Annotated in this window: 15 protein-coding genes and 1 rRNA gene; 9 read left to right on the plus strand and 7 right to left on the minus strand. The window is 50.5% G+C overall.

The window, feature by feature from the left end:
• Positions 1 to 64: 64 nt before the first annotated feature.
• Complete coding sequence (locus H1S01_RS14625) at positions 65 to 1,123, minus strand: gluzincin family metallopeptidase (RefSeq protein ID WP_188041169.1); 1,059 nt, start codon at positions 1,121 to 1,123, stop codon at positions 65 to 67.
• A gap of 377 nt (positions 1,124 to 1,500) precedes the next feature.
• Between H1S01_RS14625 and H1S01_RS14630 the strand changes: the two genes are divergently transcribed.
• Both H1S01_RS14630 and H1S01_RS14635 read left to right on the plus strand, forming a co-directional pair.
• Positions 1,501 to 2,325 (plus strand): PIG-L deacetylase family protein, encoded by an 825-nt coding sequence (locus H1S01_RS14630; RefSeq protein ID WP_188041170.1) that lies wholly within the window; start codon positions 1,501 to 1,503, stop codon positions 2,323 to 2,325.
• Between the two features lie 36 nt (positions 2,326 to 2,361).
• Positions 2,362 to 3,225, plus strand: coding sequence for an alpha/beta fold hydrolase (locus H1S01_RS14635; RefSeq protein ID WP_188041171.1), 864 nt, complete (start codon positions 2,362 to 2,364; stop codon positions 3,223 to 3,225).
• Positions 3,226 to 3,355: 130 nt separating this feature from the next.
• Here the strand turns inward: H1S01_RS14635 and H1S01_RS14640 are convergent, their stop codons facing one another.
• The gene (locus H1S01_RS14640) at positions 3,356 to 3,760 is read right to left on the minus strand and encodes an acyl-CoA thioesterase (protein WP_207732352.1); all 405 of its coding nucleotides are present in this window, start codon (positions 3,758 to 3,760) and stop codon (positions 3,356 to 3,358) included.
• 172 nt (positions 3,761 to 3,932) lie between these two features.
• Between H1S01_RS14640 and H1S01_RS14645 the strand changes: the two genes are divergently transcribed.
• Together H1S01_RS14645 and H1S01_RS14650 are read left to right on the plus strand one after the other, a co-directional pair.
• Positions 3,933 to 5,006 carry a uroporphyrinogen decarboxylase/cobalamine-independent methonine synthase family protein gene (locus H1S01_RS14645; RefSeq protein ID WP_188041172.1) on the plus strand — a complete coding sequence of 358 codons (1,074 nt, stop codon included), beginning with the start codon at positions 3,933 to 3,935 and terminating at the stop codon, positions 5,004 to 5,006.
• Between the two features lie 378 nt (positions 5,007 to 5,384).
• Complete coding sequence (locus H1S01_RS14650) at positions 5,385 to 6,533, plus strand: zinc-dependent alcohol dehydrogenase (RefSeq protein WP_188041173.1); 1,149 nt, start codon at positions 5,385 to 5,387, stop codon at positions 6,531 to 6,533.
• Positions 6,534 to 6,627: 94 nt separating this feature from the next.
• Here H1S01_RS14650 and H1S01_RS14655 read toward each other — a convergent pair whose 3' ends face one another.
• Positions 6,628 to 7,452, minus strand: coding sequence for a hypothetical protein (locus H1S01_RS14655; protein WP_188041174.1), 825 nt, complete (start codon positions 7,450 to 7,452; stop codon positions 6,628 to 6,630).
• 222 nt (positions 7,453 to 7,674) lie between these two features.
• Between H1S01_RS14655 and H1S01_RS14660 the strand changes: the two genes are divergently transcribed.
• The 4 genes from H1S01_RS14660 (at position 7,675) to H1S01_RS14675 (ending at position 12,168) form a co-directional block, all read left to right on the plus strand.
• Positions 7,675 to 8,727, plus strand: coding sequence for a DUF7309 domain-containing protein (locus H1S01_RS14660; RefSeq protein ID WP_188041175.1), 1,053 nt, complete (start codon positions 7,675 to 7,677; stop codon positions 8,725 to 8,727).
• Between the two features lie 266 nt (positions 8,728 to 8,993).
• The gene (locus H1S01_RS14665; RefSeq protein WP_188041176.1) at positions 8,994 to 11,324 is read left to right on the plus strand and encodes a DEAD/DEAH box helicase family protein; all 2,331 of its coding nucleotides are present in this window, start codon (positions 8,994 to 8,996) and stop codon (positions 11,322 to 11,324) included.
• Between the two features lie 51 nt (positions 11,325 to 11,375).
• Positions 11,376 to 11,699: a nucleoside triphosphate pyrophosphohydrolase gene (locus H1S01_RS14670; RefSeq protein WP_243237346.1), complete on the plus strand. Its 324-nt coding sequence runs from the start codon at positions 11,376 to 11,378 to the stop codon at positions 11,697 to 11,699.
• A 118-nt stretch (positions 11,700 to 11,817) separates the two neighbouring features.
• On the plus strand, positions 11,818 to 12,168 hold the full coding sequence (locus tag H1S01_RS14675; protein WP_188041177.1) for a cupin domain-containing protein: 351 nt from the start codon (positions 11,818 to 11,820) through the stop codon (positions 12,166 to 12,168).
• 216 nt (positions 12,169 to 12,384) lie between these two features.
• On the opposite strand, the gene H1S01_RS14680 is transcribed toward H1S01_RS14675, so the two are convergent.
• From H1S01_RS14680 to H1S01_RS14695, 4 genes are all read right to left on the minus strand, one after another.
• Entirely contained in the window at positions 12,385 to 12,930 is a 546-nt protein-coding gene (locus H1S01_RS14680) for a VUT family protein (RefSeq protein ID WP_207732353.1), read from the minus strand.
• Positions 12,931 to 13,054: 124 nt separating this feature from the next.
• Positions 13,055 to 13,207 carry a YvrJ family protein gene (locus H1S01_RS14685; RefSeq protein WP_188041178.1) on the minus strand — a complete coding sequence of 51 codons (153 nt, stop codon included), beginning with the start codon at positions 13,205 to 13,207 and terminating at the stop codon, positions 13,055 to 13,057.
• Between the two features lie 130 nt (positions 13,208 to 13,337).
• Positions 13,338 to 13,562, minus strand: a complete 225-nt coding sequence (locus tag H1S01_RS14690; RefSeq protein ID WP_188041179.1) for a DUF2922 domain-containing protein — start codon at positions 13,560 to 13,562, stop codon at positions 13,338 to 13,340.
• A 104-nt stretch (positions 13,563 to 13,666) separates the two neighbouring features.
• Positions 13,667 to 13,891 (minus strand): DUF1659 domain-containing protein, encoded by a 225-nt coding sequence (locus H1S01_RS14695; protein ID WP_188041180.1) that lies wholly within the window; start codon positions 13,889 to 13,891, stop codon positions 13,667 to 13,669.
• A gap of 685 nt (positions 13,892 to 14,576) precedes the next feature.
• Here H1S01_RS14695 and H1S01_RS14700 point away from each other — a divergent pair.
• Positions 14,577 to 14,918, plus strand: a 16S ribosomal RNA gene (locus H1S01_RS14700); the annotation flags it as partial.

Raw genomic sequence — 14,918 nt, forward strand, 5'->3', positions numbered from 1 at the left:
CCCTATGGTTTCGCAAATTGTCCAGTCCTTATACCCAGTAGTTCGCAAGGGGTATCGATGATGTTTATTGGGCTGATGCGAGAAATTCCGCTTCATATTGCTCCATGGTCATGCCGTAACAGGCTTTAAAACTGTTGGGAACCCCTTTTTTGACGGCATCACGGAGGAAGGTACGCAGTTTTTCTTCTCCGTATTTCTTAACCAAAGCGTCCACGGCCATGTAATCTTCCCATTCCACATTGTAGTCAGCCCGGAGGATATCTTCCTGGGAGGCTGAGAGCGGCAAGAGACGGCCTTGTTTCGACGCGGTTCGGACCTGGCTGTTTAAGAGGGACGTCATCTCCCGAGCCATCGCTGGGTTCAGCTTTTTCTGTGCCTGCATGCCCAGTTGCCAGGCGATGCCTTCGTTCATCCAGGTCGGCAGTTTTTCGCCGATGCCCTCTTCATTGAAGACCACATGGACCAGTTCATGGGTCAGGACGTTGCCTAACATGGACCGGTCTTGCTGGTTATAGAGGGGAATCCAGACGTCAGAGCCGATGGTAATCCCACCGGTATTCTGGACGATCGATACGATCATGTTCGGGTCGATACCGGCTTGGAGCAACGCTTGGCCGTAGGTCGTTTTTTGGGAATAGAGAACGATCTCCGTTTGGTCCGAGGGGGTGTGATTCAAGTTGGCCGACAAAATAGGCATGGCTGTGCTTTGGACCAATTGAGTCGCTGTCTGCAAGATGGAATCGGAGACCCCTCTGTCCCCGGGGGCGATATGAAGCCCGACGGGCGTTTTCTGGGTCCGGGCATCTACGTCGGGATCTTTGGGACGGGGTAAATGGCGGACGCCAAACTGTTCGGCCAAGCGCCGGGGATCCCTGGCGTGGGCGAGCAAATCCTGGTTGATCTGATTCACATCGTCAAGGATCTTCGTCAGCCGCTGGTTCAGTTTGTCCTGTGTTTCCTCAGGATTGTTCACAGCGCTTTGCACGAGTTGAGCACCCTCTTGGACGGCTGACTTGAACGTTTTTTCAAGATCGAAAAGGCCCTTTGGAGGAAAAAGGTGGTTCTTAGAACCGATATAGATGAAAGCGGCGATAAACAGCATGAGGACGACAAAGCGTTTCATCTGCTTCCCTTCCTTTGTATAGCGATTGGAAATTGTGTAGAATCAGTACATATGGTTCGACTTCTCATAGGGTTCGACTTTGAAAGAAGCGAGTCCTGCCAAGGTCTGCGCAAAGACGAAAGTAAGATTTTCCGCTAGCTGAGCACAGTAAAACAGTAGAAAAAAATCGCAGCCTAAGCCCTAGGCAAATTATCTTATAGGTGTCGACTTGATCCACCCTTGACAAATGAGCTTTACGAATATAATATCATATTATCCGACTGGAACAGTAAACTATAATATACAGGCTGACCGGAAAAACTGGAGGCCGAGGACGATTCGCTGAAAAGGGCGATATCTCCTCGGCTTTTTTTGTGAGAAAGAGAGGCGAATGACCTATGATCCACTCGCGGCGACTGATGGCGATTCTAGCTCATCCTGATGATGAATCCTTTTGCATCGGCGGTACTCTAGCCAAATACGCCGATGAAGGCGTCCAGACTACGTTGATCTGCGCCACTCGCGGCGAGGCCGGAAAATGCGGAGAACCGCCTCTCTGCCGACAAGAGGAATTAGGAGCCTTCCGCGAGGCTGAATTGCGGCAGGCCGCCCAAATTTTGAAGATCAATCAGTTGCACTTCCTGCCTTTTCGGGACAAAGAACTGGCCGAGGCAGATGAAGCCGTGATTCTCCCCATGCTGGTCAAACATATTCGCACGACCCGTCCTCAGGTGGTCACCACGTTCGGTCCAGACGGCTTGACCTGCCATAGGGATCATGTTGCCATATCTCACTTTGCCACCCGGGCTTATCACTTAGCCGCCGATCGATCAGCTTATCCGGAATTAGGCGAGCCTTGGCAAGGCGCACAGCTTTACTACACCGGCATGCCCTGCTCCTATGTAGACGCGTTTGGTGTCCAGCACTGTGTAGCCCGAAAAGACAGCGAAGTGAGCGCCGCCATCCCCGTCGGCGACTATTTGATGACGAAGCGAGCGGCGATTTACTGCCACCGAACGCAAAGCAAGTGCATCCGGGAGTTAGAGAGGCTCACTGACTTTTCGACTCGGGACGAGCAGCGGTTGAAGGTCCGCGATTATGAGTACTTTTTTCAGCCTCAGGGCCTAGAGCGCGGAGCTAAACAGGTCATCCATGATTTGTTTGACCCGGTAACGGGGACAGCAGGAAATGGCACGTACTGGCGCAAGGCCGTAGGGTATTGATGACATAGGCAACTTTGGAAAAAGGAGAGGTAAACTGTGGAGCAATATGTCGACTTCCAAGTGGACCATAAAACCCTCCGGGGCATTTTACATTGGCCCGGAGAGAACATAGACGATAGCGGAATCAAAGCTAGTGGAGACAACACCAACGCAGACAATATACCGGCCATTGTGATGTGCCACGGTTTTTGCGGTACGAAAATCGGTTTGCACCGCATCTTCGTCAAGGCTGCCCGCCGCTTTGCCGAGGCAGGCTATGCAGTATTACGTTTCGACTTCAGCGGCTGCGGGGACAGCGACGGGAAACAGGAAGGGATCACGCTGCAGGGTCAAGTGCGAGAAGCTCGCTGCGCGGTAGAGTGGCTCTCTCGTTATCGGGGCATCGACCGGCAGCGCGTCACCTTATTAGGGCTGAGCTTAGGCGGTGCTGTGGCCGCGTTAACCGCTCCGACCCTGCCCTTTTTGGATCGTCTGGTCCTTTGGGCGCCCGTAGCCCGGCCATGGGAAGATATCACCGGCATCTTGGGTAAAGAGTTGACGGCGGAAGCCTTCGGAACAGGGATTGTTGACTTTGAAGGCTATGCCATTAGCCGGAGTTTCTTAGAATCGCTGCGAGAACAGCGTCCTTTAGAGTCGATCAAAAGGGTGAAAAAGCCGCTGCTGATCCTACACGGCACGGGCGATCGGGAAATCACCTGCATGAACAGCTGCCTGTACCGGTTGAGCCGAGTGGCTACCGGTCTTCAGGAACTGACAAAGGTAGACTTTATCAATGAAGCGGACCACACCTTCTCCCGCCTCGACTGGGAACAGACGGTCTTTGAACGGACCCTCCGCTGGCTCTCGGAAGGGAAGAGCCTACAACGGCAAGAAGATCCGCGCTGTGAGGCTTTCGCCTAAATCATGCATGTAACCGTGCAGAATCCTTTACGTAACTGGTTGTTATGTATCGCCGCGGTTTGAAGTATAGGTTGAATAGAAAATCCCCTCTGCACCGTTTTTCCTTCGGTCAGAGGGGATTATTTTACGTTTAAGAAAAGAGCGCCCGTTCAACTTCCTCGGCCACGACGGGACGACCGTTCAAGAGGCAAACACCCAGCGTTTTCGCTTTCAGCACCAGTTTTTCGTCTGGCAGCCGGTAGATATCCTGATGAAAAACCATGCGCAGCCGGCCTTCTTTGCTCACATTCAAACGAACGACAAAGCGATCCCCGCTTTTTAGGGGGGATTTGTAATCTGCTTCTACCCGTACGACAACAAGATCTTTGCCTTCTTCATGCATCTTGGCAAAGTCGATACCTTTCGATAGGAGGTATTTGTGCCGGCTATGTTCCAAATAATGCAGGTAGACAGCGTTATTCACGATACCCTGCAGGTCGCATTCATAATCGCGAACTTCAAAATCCAACTCATATTCGTAGCGTATCTCTTTCAAATCGATAATTCCTCCAGCCCATGTTCACTACTGTTGTTATACATTTTAGGCAAGGTTCTATAAAAATCCTCTTGATATCGGCGATCTTCCTTTACCTGAGATGAGAAGTATGGTTACAATGAAAGGACTCTACCAAATTTGTCGAAGATATCGTAAATGAGGATGTGTACTCATGAATATCATGATCACCGGCATGGGCAGCTTGCCCTATGAAAGTTATGAAGAAGCAAAAGCGTTGATCGCCCGTTGCTGCCCCGAAATTCTCCACAGCCCCCAACTTCCCGAGGCCTGCCGGGAGGACCAGCTCTTAGAACAGGCTTTGGCCCCCTGGGACCGGGCCGGGCTGATCCGGCGGTTACCGGACGGTACGGCCATTGTGGACCGGAAAGCGGATGGGTTTGATGAAGCGTTGCGTCAATTTAAGAACATCTGCGAATACGGCGAGTGCGGCGTTGATGAACCGATTGAATGGTTCAGTAACGACGAATCGCTCTTCGCTCAGCAAAGCCCGAATTACCGGAGCTGGCGGCAGGACCTGCGGGATGATACTTGGCCCATTCGCCCTTCTTGGCTGAAAGTCCAAATGGCCGGCCCGTTGACAGCGGCTCTTTTTGTGAAGGATGAGGAGGGAAAGCCTCTTTTTGACGATCCTCAATTGCGAGAACTGATGCTGATGTCGGCAGCCCACCAAGCGACCTGGGTCGGCAGCGACTTGCGCCAGTACTGCTGGCCGGCCATGGTCTTTATCGACGAACCGGGATTGTACACCTTAGGAAAGATCGAATATCCGATGGTGACGGCGGAAATCGTTCGCGAATTCATTGAAACCATGACCGAGGCGCTCAGCCCGACGGGAACGCTCTCCGGCGTCCATTGCTGCGGCAACACGGACTGGTCCCTGATGCTAACCAGCCCCATTCATATCATCAGTTTTGACGCCAGCCAGCATTTTGAAAGCTTTGCCCGTCATCCGAAGGAAATCGGCGCCTTTTTGTTCCGAGGCGGCCTTCTCGCCTGGGGCATCGTTCCGACTGACCCCGAAGAATTGGCGAAAGCGACGGCAGAGAGCCTGCAGCGAAAACTCCAGGGCCAACTGGAAGCGCTGGAAAAGGCCGGTGTATCGGGAGATGCCTTGCGGCGGCAGATAATCCTGACGCCAGCCTGCGGCTATGGATTACGAAGCGCTGACGATGCGGAAAAAGGATACACGTTGCTTCGAGAACTGGGAGAGTTGATGGACCGATAATTTCTCTTCAAAAAGTAACATCGAAAATAGAACCTTGCCTGTAATGTCACTTTCGAAAGTCAGAATGTATTGGGTGAAAGGTTACTTCATCATTGCATTGTCTCGGTCTACGTACAGAGATATTTATAACGAAGCTAAAGAAGCCTTTGTTTCCCGAAAGAGGGGGAACGAAGGCTTTTTGATTATGGTTTCCCTGCATTGGGGGAAAGGTAAAGTGTAAGAAGATTCCGGTCGATCCAGAGAAGAAGCGGCTAGGCAGAGTTCGACGCTAGAACGTGTTCTTCGTCTGGGATGCGAAGGGCCACCAACAATCAGCGATGTTCAGTAATAGACGTAGTTCACTATGCGGATTTAAATTTTGGATGACAGGAGACAGCGATGAAAGCAGTAACATTTCAAGGCGTCAAGGACGTCAAGGTAAAAGAAGTGCACGACCCAAAGATCGAAAAACCGGACGATATCATTGTCCGTATCACCAGCACGGCTATCTGCGGTTCTGACCTGCACCTGATCCATGGCATGGTGCCAAACACACCGGAGGATTACATCATCGGTCATGAGCCGATGGGGATCGTCGAGGAGACGGGACCCGAAGTTACCCGGGTAAAGAAAGGTGACCGGGTCGTCATCCCGTTTACGATGGCCTGTGGCAAGTGCTATTACTGTGAACACCACCTGGAAAGCCAGTGCGATAACTCCAACCCCCATGGCGATGTGGGCGGCTTTTTGGGATATTCGGAAACATTCGGCGGTTACGCCGGCGGCCAAGCCGAGTTTCTACGGGTGCCATTTGCCAACTTTACACCCTTTAAGGTGCCTGAAGATGCGGAGATGGAAGATGAAAAACTGCTCTTTCTTTCGGACATCATCCCGACGGCTTACTGGGGCGTCGAAAGTGCCGGCGTCAAGGAAGGCGATACGGTCATCGTCCTGGGCTGCGGTCCAGTGGGACTGCTGACCCAAAAGTTTTGCTGGCTTAGGGGAGCTAAGCGGGTTATCGCCGTGGACTACATTCAGTACCGATTAGAGCATGCGAAGCGGACGAACCACGTGGAAATCGTCGACTTCACCACCCATGACAACACGGGCAGTCATCTCAAGGAGATGACCCATGGCGGCGCCGACATTGTCATCGATTGTGTGGGCATGGACGGGAAGATGTCCACTTGGGAGATGATCGAAACGGCTCTCAAGCTGCAGGGCGGCGCTTTGGGAGCCATCAACATCGCCGCTCAGGCAGTGCGAAAAGGGGGGACGATCCAACTGGTCGGCGTGTACGGCATGCGGTACAACGCCTTTCCTCTAGGAGATTTTTTTGCCCGCAACATTACCTTGAAGATGGGGCAAGCGCCGGTCATTCACTATATGCCGGAACTTTATGAGCGGATCAAGCGGGGCGAGTTCGACCCGACCGACATCATCACCCACCGATTGCCTCTGGAGAAGGCCGAATATGCCTACACCGTCTTTGACGCCAAGCTGGATGACTGCATCAAAGTGGTGCTCAAGCCGGGCGGGGTACACTAACAGCGTCAAAAAAGCTGCCATATCCTAGTGGAGGATATAGCAGCTTCTTTTTTGAAGGAATTTGTACGTTTAGGGAAAGAAATCGTAAACGGCTTTAAGCTCTCTGTCCGGTAGACTCAGCCTTCCATAGCGGCAAATCGGATTCGGCTCGCAGGGAAGGTTGGAACGATGAAGCCGCATGGAGGCATGCTATTTGGTTTCCATCGTGGAACAAGACGGATTGCATTTCGACTCCATTTTCCGTAAAGACCTTGAGAATAGTTTCAATTTCAGTGTATTCGCTCTCCAAAGGGGGACGTTCCGCATCGGCGCAGTACCAGATAGACAGGGAATGGCTTCCTTCGAGGCGGGCCCAGTAAGTGAGGGCAAATCGCTCTATCGGATCCAACCGAAGCCGGTTGGTCCGCCGGACAGCCAAGGTCACTACGTGACCGCTTGAGTTCAAGGCAGCTACGGCAAGGCGGCCGATACCTAAACGGAGGTTTAAGTCGTTTAGCTCAGAAACTGTTTGGACGTTCCACGTTTTTTGACTTAACAGGTCCTCGTAGTCGAAATCCCAGTGAGGAAGGATGAGCTGATAGAGAATGCCTTCCTGCAGTTTTATGTAACGGCCCATACTGATCAGCAAGACGATACTAAAAGCCATAACAGCGGCGGAGATTATCTTGCCTTGAAAAGGCATATTGGCACCGGCCACATTGACGGCTTCCGTAAGCAGAAGCTCCGCACCCAGATAGATGATGGGGAACATGCCCAGACCAATGCTGAGGGCGGCGAGCCACATCCAGGCGGCCTTTCGCCGTAAGTAGCCTCGTTCCATCAACGAGATCGCCAGTTGGTCGCTGTAATGCCACAACCCGGCAAAAAGGGCGAACCAGGCGGCCATTTCCCAAAGGTTGTCCCAGGGGAAGAGGCTCATGTGATCATCTCCTGTATAAGATAGGTCAAATGATTGTATAGGTAATTATACATGATTGTCGAATCTTTGATAATACAGGCGAATGATAGTTCTTTAGGTTTCTTTTGTGTAAAGTTGAATTGGTGAAAAAATAAGCTAACTTAGCGATTTGGAAAGTATATCCAAAGGATTCTGGTGTTAAAAATGCTAATATGACGGGAAAAGAGAGAAAAGAGGCAGGTTATGAGCAAATATAAGGGACCTTTAGACGATTGGTTGAGACTGTACGAAGCTGCCGTTTCATTTAAACAGCTCCGTTGCTGGGAGTGGATGGATGACGATCAACTGTTTGGTGTGCAAAACCCCAGAACCAAGGAAATCGGATTTTGCTCGATCCTGGGCGGGTTAGGCGAGTTTTTTGGATTGACGCTCTTTCTCGGAGAAAGCGGTTTTCGAGGATTTCAAGACATGCTGAGGGGTCGCCTGGATCCTGTCGATGCGCTCCATGTTCAACATGCGCTGATGGTTTCTTTTGACAGTCGCGACCAGATGGACAGTGAAGACATGAAAATCATCCGTTCCTTAGGATATCGCTTTCGCGGGAAGCATGCCTGGCCGAGTTTTCGGCAGTTTGAGCCGGGATATTATCCTCGCCATTTAACCGATAATGAAGTGGAATTGATGACGCTTGTTCTAGAACAAGCTATCGATGTGTCTCAGCGTTGCCTGGATAGACAACTTACAATCGGTGAGGCCGATGTCAACAAAAATTTTCTGGTACGTGTTCCCCGTGAGGATAATCAAGGAGATCTGCAGTGGGAAGACCATTGGCTCAGCTTATTGCAAATCTTTTCTTACGACCGGAAGGAGTCGAAGGAAAAGTCGCCAACCGCCGCTTTTGATGAGATCATGTTGGCTAGCATCCTTAGACAAAAACGGCGGAAGCAAGGAACCTGGGAGATTGACTGTTTCTACGCACCGACCGGGCCAGTCTGTGAATCCCCGAAACAGCGACCCTACTATCCTTATATGTACGCAGTAGGACACAAACAAAGTGGGTACATACTGGACTTTCACATGGTTGAGAAGGCCGCCGAAGCAGCAGAGTTTACTGGCCGGTTCCTCCAAAAGCTACAAACGATCCCGGAACTGCCCAAGTTCATCGAGGTCAAAAAGCCGGAAGTTCAGAAATTGTTTGAGCCGATTGTTACACGGTTGGGAATCACCTTGGTTCTCAAGGAGTCACTGCCGTTGTTAGAACAGATGAAGGTTGAGATGCACAGGGACTTTTTATAAAGAAGATGAAGTAAAGGGATATACAAAATGTAAAGGGATATATAAAAGAGAAGCTTCTCCAAATGCTAAAAAGTTGGAGGGGCTTCTCTTTTCTGTCGAAAACAAAGGACAGGACCCCAGATAATCAATCCTCGGCAGAAGGTTTATTGTGAAGATTGTAGAATCTTAATTCAAATATTGGAAAATAATCAATAGAAGTTTTTATTTCATCCTACAAAAGTTAGCATGGATGTCCGTTGAAAAAAGAAAAAGGGAGCAACGAGACCATGGGAACGCCAAAATCAGGTACCAAAGGATTGGCTTCCGAGGACCTTTTCCTAGAACTATTCGCGGATACGTTTGGCTTAGAAAAACTTCAATATCTCGTTCCCGAATATCCTTTCGATGATATATACGGCTATCCCCGGCGAATCGATTATGCATTGATGTCGGGAATCGAAAAGTATGCCCTGGAGATCGATGGACAGCGATATCACGATCCATCTCAGGTGGCAAGAGACAAATTTATCGATGATCTGATCCGGCAAAACAGCCTCATCTATCAAGGGTGGAAAGTATACCGCTGGGCTTACCGCCAGTTAACCCAGAGCCGCGAACAAGTGAAAAGCGAGTTGATACAATTCCTGGGTCACAACCCGATGCTGCAATTATGGGCCGACTTTCTTCCCACACAACGGGCAGGAGAAGTGGCTTCTGGCAATTTGGAGCTTCGGGAACACCAGATGGCTGCGCTGGATGAATTGACAAGGCTTCGGAAAGATGGGAAAACAATCGCCCTATTGACCCATGCGACGGGAACCGGTAAAACCACGACGGCAGTAATGGACGCACAGCGGTTGGGGCTGCCAGTATTATTTTTGGCCCATACCCGGGAACTGCTGGACCAGGCGGCAAGGACTTTTGCCCGCCTGTGGCCGCGTGCGAGAGTTACCGTAATTGATGGCGATGGCCCCCGATGTATCCACGAACCCGCACATACGATGGGGGGCGTCGACGAAGAGAAAAGGGAGCCCGTCCCGGTGACAGTCAGCAGTGTCCAGTATATCAGCCGGAACCTTACCGATTATGAGCCTCAGCAGTTTGATTATTTAATCATCGACGAGGCCCACCATGCCACGTCACGTACATATCAGCAAGTCATCAGCTATTTCAAAACGAAACATATGCTCGGACTAACCGCTACCCCCGAGCGGATGGATGGGCAATCGCTGTTGGATATCTTCCAACATGTGGCCCACCGGATGGATTTGCGTCAGGCCATTGAACTGGGGGAACTCGTACCGATCCGCTGCGTTCGAGTGAAGACGAACGTAGATTTGTCATCGGTTCGGTTCAACGGTATTCGCTATCAGTCGAAGGACTTAGAGGAGATACTGCATATTCCTGAACGAAACAAGTTAATCGTACAAACCTATCTGGACTTGATTCCGGGGGAACGGACAGTCGTCTTTTGTGTCAATGTGAGCCATGCGGAAGAGCTGGCCCAGCATTTTACCATCAATGGTATTGCCGCCAAAGCAGTTTCCGGCCGCCTAAGTCGCAACGAGCGCCAGAAAATCCTAAAAGACTATGAAAAAGGCACGATTCAGGTACTCTGCGCTTGTGACATTTTAAACGAGGGATGGGACAGTCCGGAGACGCGGGTATTATTCATGGCCCGCCCCACATTGTCGAAAGTCGTTTACCTGCAACAGTTAGGACGGGGGACGCGAAAAGCGCCCGGCAAGGACGCCTTGCTTGTCGTCGACTTTGTAGACAATGGGAACAGTTACAATCAGGGGTTAAGTCTACACCGATTGTTCAAGATCAAGGAATACGCCGCCGGACGGCTCGTCCTGGCTCCGAAGGACAAACTGGCGGAGGAACAGGCGGCCTGGGAGGCTTGTCGACTCGGGCAGGAACGACCGGAGGTCACGGCGTACCTGCATCTGTGGGTGACGGATATAGAGGCTGTTGAACTCTTTGACTGGCAAGAAGCGGTGGAGCACCTGTGGAGTCACCGGCGACTGGCAGTTGAGTTAGGAGTTACCGACGATACCGTCATCAACTGGATTAAAAAGGGTAAAGAAAAAGCGGACCACACGCTCCCGGTGGGCCGCCGAAATTATTATTACTTTGAACCGGGCCGTTTGGAGGAAATCCGGATCCGTCAAGGAATTCCCAAGCGGTTGCCCATATACGAGGAATTTATCGCTTTTGTCCGCCAGGGGGATATGGTTTTTTCTTATAAGCCGGTGCTGCTGTTAGCGATGCTGGAGTTGGCCGATCCAAAAGGGAAAGTATCAGTCGATCGCCTGGTCGAGCGGTTTGTCACCTTTTATTTGACCCGGGCCGAGGAAGGGCTTCCCGTGGAGAAGAAAGGCTCCAAGATGCTTCGAGTACAGGAGTTGACGACGGAGGATATACGATCCTTAATCTTTCAGATGCCTTTTGAAAAGTTTGAGCGGAAAGGCTATTTCCGGCGCTGCCGGGAACTGACGGAAGTGGAGTGGAATCCATTGCTGTGGAATAAGTTAACCGAGGCTGATAAGGAGTTTGTGGTACAGCAGGGGCAAAAGCAAATTCAAGATTATTACAGCCGTTGGATGAAGGAATAAAATGATGCCGCGGTTGGTTTGGCACAAATTTTTGTTATGGGAGAGATCAAGTTGTCGGAAATCAAGACCTATCATAAGCTCGTCCGGGACCGGATCCCGGAGATCATCATTCAAGCCGGAAAGCAACCGGAAACGCGAGTCCTTGATGATGAAGAGTACAGTAAAATGCTTCGAGAAAAATTGATGGAGGAAGTTCAGGAATATCTAACATCTGGTGATGTAGAAGAACTAGCCGATATATTGGAGGTTATGCTTTCGCTCTCAAAGCTTCATGGAGCGACTTGGGCTGATGTTGAAACGATTGCAGAACGGAAGAGAGCGGAGCGAGGCGGGTTCCAAGAAAAAATTTTGCTGATTCAGGTTCGGGATAAGTAATTCTTGAAGGGAAAAACCGTGGTCAGTATCTAAGTTATATAGTAAAGCTTAACTGAATTGCTTTACGTCAACGGATGTCTTCTCAGGTTACAATGTGACACTATTGAGGAGGTACTTTATGGTAGAGAAACTCACCCCAGCTTCTGTAATCTACCGCAAAAGCAGCGAAGGTTACATCACAATCACCGAAGGAATAACCCGAAAAACACTCGTCTACGGAGAAAAAACGCTGCTTAGTGAGTTTCGACTCGTCAAAGGCCAAGAGCTTCCCCGTCACAAGCACCCTTACGAACAGACAGGGTACTTGGTATCGGGTAAGCTTGTCCTGATTGTTGAGCAGGAAGAATACGCTCTTTTACCGGGAGATAGTTGGTGCATCCAAGGTGATGTGGAACATGCGGCTCGTGTGCTCGAGGACGCTGTCGCAATTGAGGTGTTCGCGCCGGTGAGGGAGGATTACCTACCATAGTGTGGATATAAAAAGATAATCTATTAAAAGAAGAAGCCCCTGCTGTTCGCAGCAGGGGCTTCTTAAATGCTTAAAATTGTCGAGGTTGCGCAGGGGATAGTAAAAACAACACTAATTCATTTATCTATATGTGAGCATTGGCTCTTACCACAAAAAGCTTTACTGCTTATATTGGATCTAATGTAAAGTGATGGGTGCTGAGATATTACTCTTTGCTTAGTGTAACTCCGGAAACATGCCGGGAAACCCTTTAACGATCAAAGCTCCGCAACCTTGAAGCGCCGTTTTGACAAGAATCTGGCTCAATATCGCCATAGGCACCGCCTCCCAAGGAACCATACCTGCTCCAAGGGGAGACAGTCCAATCACAACGAAAACAACACTGTCCAGGAGTCCGCCTACCAGTCCGCTCCACCAAACTCTCCAGGCCATAGGGAGGGAAAGGCGGGAGTAGATCTCCGTATCGGAAGACTCCGAGAGGATGAACGCGATCGATGATGCGAACACGATATACAACGTATCCCCGAGTAGATACGAACTGATCGCCGAACAAACCAAGGCAATGACGATGACCCCATAGGTCTTCATCCGGCCAAAATGGTGCTGGACGAGATCTCTCAATATAAAGGTGACACCGATGAGAAAGGTTCCATAGGGGATCACCATGGGACCGGCGATGAGTGGAGCGAACGCGGCCGTTATGACGTTAGCGGCAACGATAGCCATGATGTACATTGCAATTAAAAACAGTTGCGTTACCACCTTTCATGATCAACTGGAAGCTATCCATAGTATCCTGTTGACGGAGCCCTAATGTCAATAAGAAAAACAATTTGCTATATAACAAGATAGCCCCTGCCAAACATTGCAGGGGCTCATGATGTGGTTACACCTGTTCTTTGAGGATTTCTACGTTCTTGGCCAGTTCGCTGATGGCGCCGCTCAGCGTTTCGAGCCGTCCTTCCATGCGAATGAGCAGGTATGAGGCAATCGCCACCGGAAACCCCACATTGGCCACGGATTGTAAGAGGCCGTCCACGTCTTTGCACCTCCTTGATGTCTTTTGAAGCCGGAGATCAGAGAGGACCGGGAACGATGTCTATCTGTCGGTTCCCGGTCCTCCGTTCATGGGGGATAGTTCTATCTCTGCCGTATCCCCGGGCCTATGCTTAGGGGTTGTACAGGTCGGTCACGTTGGAGGAGACCATACGGACGTCCTTTTTGCCGACCAGGTCGCCGCCAGAGGTCGTGAACACGTTGTTGGCGATGATGGTGTCCATGACGGAAGTCACTTCTTCCGTAGTGAGGCCCGCTTTGGGGTCGCGGACCCGCAGCACCACGTCACGGCCCAGTTGGTTGGTAAAGACCAATTCCAGCGTTTCTTTGGTTGCCATCGAATTGTCACCTCCTTAGGAAGGCCGGGCGGGAGATGTCGATTTCCACCCGGCCTGGTTGTATGTGCGCTGAGTTACGAGGCTTGTCCCAGAGTTACTGGGCCTTAAGCATCGACCAGGGCGTTTTGGTCAATCCGGGAGACGCGGTTGACGGGGAGACTCATCAGGCTCGCCAGGGCTTGGGCGGTGGTAAAGACGTTTCCGTCAGTGGCACCGGGCTTCAAGCCTTTGTAGTCCCGGTTTTGCACCAGGGGCTCGCCTTTGCTGTTCGTGCCCGTTTGGACCGTCAAGCGCAGGCTGGCGGCGACGGCGGATTTGTTGATAGCCATTCTTTCTGTCCTCCTTTCGAACATTTGTTTGTGCCGGCTACGGTTTTAATTTACCAGAGGGATGGAAATAGGACAAACCCTCTGTGGGCTGATTAGGCTGGATGATTAGTACATACGTTCCAATATCTCCTAATATCTCGCGAAATCTCAAGAACGTATGTTCGAAAATGCGACGTTGTTCCTTCTTTTTTGGGGTTAAAAGATAAAGTACCCCAAAAAAGGCGCTTAAGAGCCTAGTTAAAAGGGGGGCATTCGAAACATAATATCTTATCTTCTCTCAAAGTGTAATTAGGACTTATACCAGGGTACCCGATTCTGGAAGTTAGAATAGGTCAAAGACTATGAACCAAACATTTCCGGTTGAAATGTTGAAATCCAAGTGATAAAGTATAACTCCTGTCGCAAACAGGCGTGAGGTAATTCATAAAGGAAAACTGATTTTGTTTGTGGTCTTTTCAACCGATTGCTAAGCTATACAAGAGAATTGCTTAGAACTACCAGTTGAATTAGAGGGAAAGACGTGATAATATATCATTCCGCCCAACAAACGGGGAAAAAATTTGGTCCTTGAAAATCAAACAGTTGTAAGCAAAGCGTGCGAAACCAAAGTCAATTCGGCCCGCGCAAGCGGGATGGACAATGATTTCATTAATAAGAGAGCTTGACTTAAGCTTATCTACAATATTTTGTGGAGAGTTTGATCCTGGCTCAGGACGAACGCTGGCGGCATGCCTAACACATGCAAGTCGAACGGAGAGCGGAAGTTTCGATGGAAGCTCTTAGTGGCGGACGGGTGAGTAACGCGTGGATAACCTGCCTGAGAGTGGGGGATAACAGCCCGAAAGGGCTGCTAATACCGCATAACGTTGTCTGGGGACATCCCCGGACAACCAAAGGAGCAATCCGCTCTTGGATGGGTCCGCGTCCGATTAGCTAGTTGGTGAGGTAATAGCTCACCAAGGCGACGATCGGTAGCCGGCCTGAGAGGGTGAACGGCCACACTGGGACTGAGACACGGCCCAGACTC

The organism is Heliobacterium chlorum (assembly GCF_014502795.1).
GTDB lineage: Bacteria > Bacillota > Desulfitobacteriia > Heliobacteriales > Heliobacteriaceae > Heliobacterium > Heliobacterium chlorum.